Here is a 4,397-nt window from a genome sequence, read left to right as displayed (position 1 = left end):
TGGCAGAAATCGAGAGCCTCGAATTCGAGGCGATGCAACTCGAACTCCTGCAGACGGCGAATCAGCTTGCCCTGTTGGAGACGTCTCTCGCACGCGTCGAACGCTTGGTTGAGGAGTCCATCTCTCCTGCACAATCGCTTCTGGAGCTGCAGGCGAAAAGGGATCAAGTTCGGAACCGATTGACCCATTTCAAGCGAAGGCTGTTGGGTTTTGGACTTTCAGAGACGACGCTCGATCGCGAGGTCGACGTCATCGCGATGCCCACGGGGAGCACATACGGCGACACCTGGGACGCGGAGACGGCGCTGATCGGAATCTCGTACGGCTCATCCGCGTTGGAGGCTTGATAGCTCCAGTTGACCGACCCGATCGCCGTCATCGCGGCGAAGGAGCGTGCCTGATCCCGCCACCCCTGAAACTCCCGGTACGACACCTCACGAAGATCGCCCTGCGCGTCCTGCTGCCACGCGATCACGAGACGGTCGGGGTCGTCGAACGGCAACGGGGTGAGTACCACCGGATAGACCACGCTGAAGATGGCGACGGTCGCGCCGATGCCCAGCCCCAGGACCGCGATGGCCGAGAGCGTCACACCGGGGGAACGTCTGAGCGCCCTGACGGTGTGCCGTAGGTCTTGCAGCATCGGGTCTACTCCGCCCTCAGCACGGCTGTCGGGCTTTCCCGGCACTCGGGGAGGATCTCTGGGGTCACGGAACGACCAGAGTGCCATCGGCGGGCGGTTCATGGCAAGGCAAACCGGACCTTGCTGTTGGCCTTGAGCGTCCGTGCTAGCACGGCCGGGTCGCTGGTGTACCCGACGGCGACTACCTCGTCCTGGCGTCACATCGGATCTGGACCCCGGGACCGACCGAGCTCTCGAACCTTGAAGAGCGCCGAGAGAATCTTCGCGCTGCGGACGCCGGGGTCGTCGTCCCGGGTCTCACGTTCGACCGCGACCGCGCTCCCAGGCGGAGACGAAGCACTCCGATATTTCGTCGAGGTTGTCGAGGATCACTTCGGCGGTCTCACACCGTTGAAACCAGAAACGGTCGAGATCAGCCTGCTGCTCGAGCGGACGGAAATAGTGTTGCCGCACGCCATACTCGCTCCTCACGAGCTGAATCGCCCACACGTGGGGGGCAAAGCGGATATCGGAGAGCGCGATATCCGGGTTGGCTCGGCAGTACTCCTCGACGAAGGCGAGAGCTTTATCCAGCCACGGACCGGCGGTCATCGTTTCAGGATTGAGAGCGGCCCGGCCGATCTCGAAGGCGGGCAGGAACGGCTCAGGCGGTCGGAAATCCACGACGGCGGCCAGCTCGGCGTCACGGAACAGAATGTTCCAAACGCTGTAGTCGCCGTGGACTACCTGCCTCGTCAGAGGCGGAAGCGATGCCAGGAGGGCTACAGCCTTCGGAAGCAGCTCCAGTCGGCGCTGCAGGAGGGTGGCAGTCCGGCGGTCGAAGTCGTCCTGCTCCTCCCGGCGCGCGATCGTTGCGAGATAGCGCTCCAGCGCGGTGCGCTTCCGCCCCTCATCGAGAGCGAGCCACTCCTCCGAGATGTCCCGGAAGGTCGACCGCACCCGCCGCAGGCACTTGTGCAGCCGTCCGAGGGTGCTGCCGGCCTGCGCCATCTGCGCGCGCGCGAGCGCGACACCAGAGGTTGTGTCGGACAGGTATTCGAAGAGCGCGAAGCCAGGTCACCCTCTGACCAGAGCAGTTCGCCGGCGAGGGACGGGATGACCCATGCTGCCGGTACCCCTGCGGCCCGTGCCGATTGTGACAACTCGAGCGCGACCGCTTCACCGGCGATGTCGGCGTCGGACGGGTACTGTTTCAGGAAGTATTCCCCGGCGGGCGTGCGCACCAGCCAGTTGGTGGTGCCCATGCCCTTCGCGACACGAGCGATGGAGAGAACCTCGCGGCCGTAATGACCCCTGACCGCGCGTGTCAGCCGATGTGCAAGGTCGGACCCGTCAGGCTGCATTGCGGGCCGGTTCTGAGGTGATCACGACGGGCTCTCCGCTCGAACGTCGGCGCGAATCAATGCGCGCAACGCCTTCGTACGATTTGGGCGGAATCGCACAAGCGATCGATTTCGGGACATTGTACTTATTGACGAAGTTCGGTACGCTGCGTGGCAGTGGACGACCGCGGCGCTGTTGCCAGTTGCGCCGCCTGATGAGCTACGGCCTGATCGCCGATTTCGACCCACCGTTTGTTCAGATCGCGAATTGGTGTGTGCGTGCCAGTCGTGGCGTTGGGCGGCTCTCAAACCTTGAGGTGATATCATGATACATAATCATTCTCTCTTGACGCCTGAGGCAACTATAGATCAGTCCAATAAATATGCAACATTATCTTGCAGTCACGGTCAGGGTGTGGTCCAATGGCGTAGTGCAAGAGCAAGGTCGTTACTCTACATTTGAGATCCGTGCTCGAGCCGTTAAGGCTTGCGAGATGGGAATGCCTCTTGGGCAGGTCGCAGCTGCGTATCAGACCGACCGAACGACCATCTACCGTTGGGTAAAGCGATACGATGCGGCTGGCAGCCCTGAGGGGTTGCGCCGGTGCAGCAGTCCAGGAAGTGGGCGACCACGCACGCTGAAGGAGAACGAGTCGGCCAAACTGCTCCAAGTTGTTGTGAAGGGTGCATCCGAGTTCGGGTACGAGACTGACCTGTGGACCTGCAGACGAGCAGCGCAGGTGCTGTGGCAAGAATTTAAACTTCGCGTATCGCGCCAAACCGTGTGGCGACGTCTTCGTGAGTCGGGATTGACCTATCAAAAACCGGAACGTCGCTATCTTGAGGCGAGTGAGGCAGAGCGTACAAAGTGGCGGCGATACGAGCTGCCGAAGATCCGCAGATGCGCCAAGCAGCACAAAGCGGTCTTGTATTTTGAGGATGAAGCAAATATCTCTTTGACAGCGGTGCTTGGAAAGACGTGGGCGCCGAGTGGCCAAACCCCGACTCGAGTAGTATCAGGAAAACGTGGAGGAGTGGCTGCGATATCTGCGGTCAGCAAGAAGGGCCGCTTAGTATTCAGGTTGCTCGAAAAGCGGATCAACTCAACCGACGTGATCAACTTCCTGGTCCAACTGCTGAAGCACCACACACGTCGCCACCTTGTCGTTGTCATGGACCAGGCTCCTCCTCATACATCCAAGAAGACGCATGCGTTCGTCGAATCTCAGACCCGACTCCATGTTTTCTACCTTCCGAAATACTCGCCCGACTGGAATCCAGACGAGAAAATCTGGAACCATTTGAAACACCAAGAGCTAAAGGATCATGGCGCTCGGACTAAGAGCGAACTTAAACAGCTCGCCTCGCGAAAACTTCGCAAGATGCAGCGCAACCCAAGCCAAGTCAGGGGTATTTTCTTTCGCTGCTTTGTTGCAGATTTATTGGACTGATCTATATAGCAGAAACCTTCAATACTCTAAACGGACGATACCATTCTTCTTGGTAATCTAATGATTTTGCCTTTAGTGGTTCCCATACCTTGCGAGCACAATCGCTAGAGCCAATGTAGTTGATTACCTTGGCACTCAAGGTCGGTTTCTCACAGTAAATATCCATGATTGAAAACCGTGTGCCAGCAGGCGCGGCAAGATACAAGCTGTCGAAAAAATCAGCCCAGTTTGAAATTGCCGACAGACCGAGGGTTATCAGGACTTTGGAAGTGTGAGATTCGGGCAAAGTGGTGGAAAAGAAATCTTCGTCAATGTATCTCAAATCTTGTTCTAATAACTGAATTCGTTTCGTATCCCAATGCTTCTTCTTTACTCTTTGTTCCGCGCGTTGTAGCATACCCGCCGATCCATCAACACCGATAATCTCTCCTGTATCTCCAATGTGGTCTAGGATACACCCAAAATTGATTCCCGTACCACAGAATAAGTCGACAACAACGTCTCCTTCCTGTAGTTGAAGGTTGTCAATCGCACTCTTACGAACTTGGTGATAAGGATAATCGCCAGTCCAATCGTATATGTATGAGAATTTATCGTACCATTTACGATTTCCGCTGTCTTGCATTCAAGTCTCCAATGCTGCCCAATTGTTGTAGCCGCCTAACGCTTGGCATCAGCCGCGGCCGTAGGCGGTCAGCTGGATGCCCTTGTTATGTTGCGACTCAAAACTACCGCATGCTTACGCCTGGGATGTTGATTGAAGAGAAGTCCGAGATGCCCTAGCACTACTTTACCTTCACATACTGAGACAAGCTCTACCTCAATGCTCATGACGATTCCTCCCCTGGCTACGACAGAACGCGGATCACCCCCGCCGTCCCGTCGACTTCGACCCTCTGGCCGTCGTGAAGCCGGGTCATCACCCGGTCGACGCCCACGACGCACGGCTTACCGTACTCGCGCTCGACCACCGCACCGTGC

General features: G+C 57.7%; 5 protein-coding genes. 1 reads left to right on the top strand and 4 read right to left on the bottom strand.

All coding sequences use genetic code 11. The features are described 5' to 3' along the window. Positions 1 to 163: 163 nt before the first annotated feature. Together IH944_14655 and IH944_14650 are read right to left on the bottom strand one after the other, a co-directional pair. Positions 164 to 688: a hypothetical protein gene (locus IH944_14655; GenBank protein MCH7905794.1), complete on the bottom strand. Its 525-nt coding sequence runs from the start codon at positions 686 to 688 to the stop codon at positions 164 to 166. Positions 689 to 940: 252 nt separating this feature from the next. Continuing rightward, entirely contained in the window at positions 941 to 1,675 is a 735-nt protein-coding gene (locus tag IH944_14650) for a phosphotransferase (protein MCH7905793.1), read from the bottom strand. Positions 1,676 to 2,396: 721 nt separating this feature from the next. Here IH944_14650 and IH944_14645 point away from each other — a divergent pair. Continuing rightward, entirely contained in the window at positions 2,397 to 3,416 is a 1,020-nt protein-coding gene (locus tag IH944_14645) for an IS630 family transposase (GenBank protein ID MCH7905792.1), read from the top strand. Between the two features lies 1 nt (position 3,417). Here IH944_14645 and IH944_14640 read toward each other — a convergent pair whose 3' ends face one another. Together IH944_14640 and IH944_14635 are read right to left on the bottom strand one after the other, a co-directional pair. Next, positions 3,418 to 4,041 carry a methyltransferase domain-containing protein gene (locus IH944_14640; GenBank protein MCH7905791.1) on the bottom strand — a complete coding sequence of 208 codons (624 nt, stop codon included), beginning with the start codon at positions 4,039 to 4,041 and terminating at the stop codon, positions 3,418 to 3,420. A 223-nt stretch (positions 4,042 to 4,264) separates the two neighbouring features. Next, a partial coding sequence (locus IH944_14635) for a phosphoenolpyruvate synthase (protein MCH7905790.1) occupies positions 4,265 to 4,397 on the bottom strand: 133 nt, incomplete at its 5' end.

The sequence above is a fragment of the Armatimonadota bacterium genome (assembly GCA_022563855.1).
Classification (GTDB): domain Bacteria; phylum Armatimonadota; class Fimbriimonadia; order Fimbriimonadales; family Fimbriimonadaceae; genus JADFMN01.
Note: the sequence above shows the minus strand (reverse complement) of the source record. Positions and strands in the feature narration are given on the sequence as shown.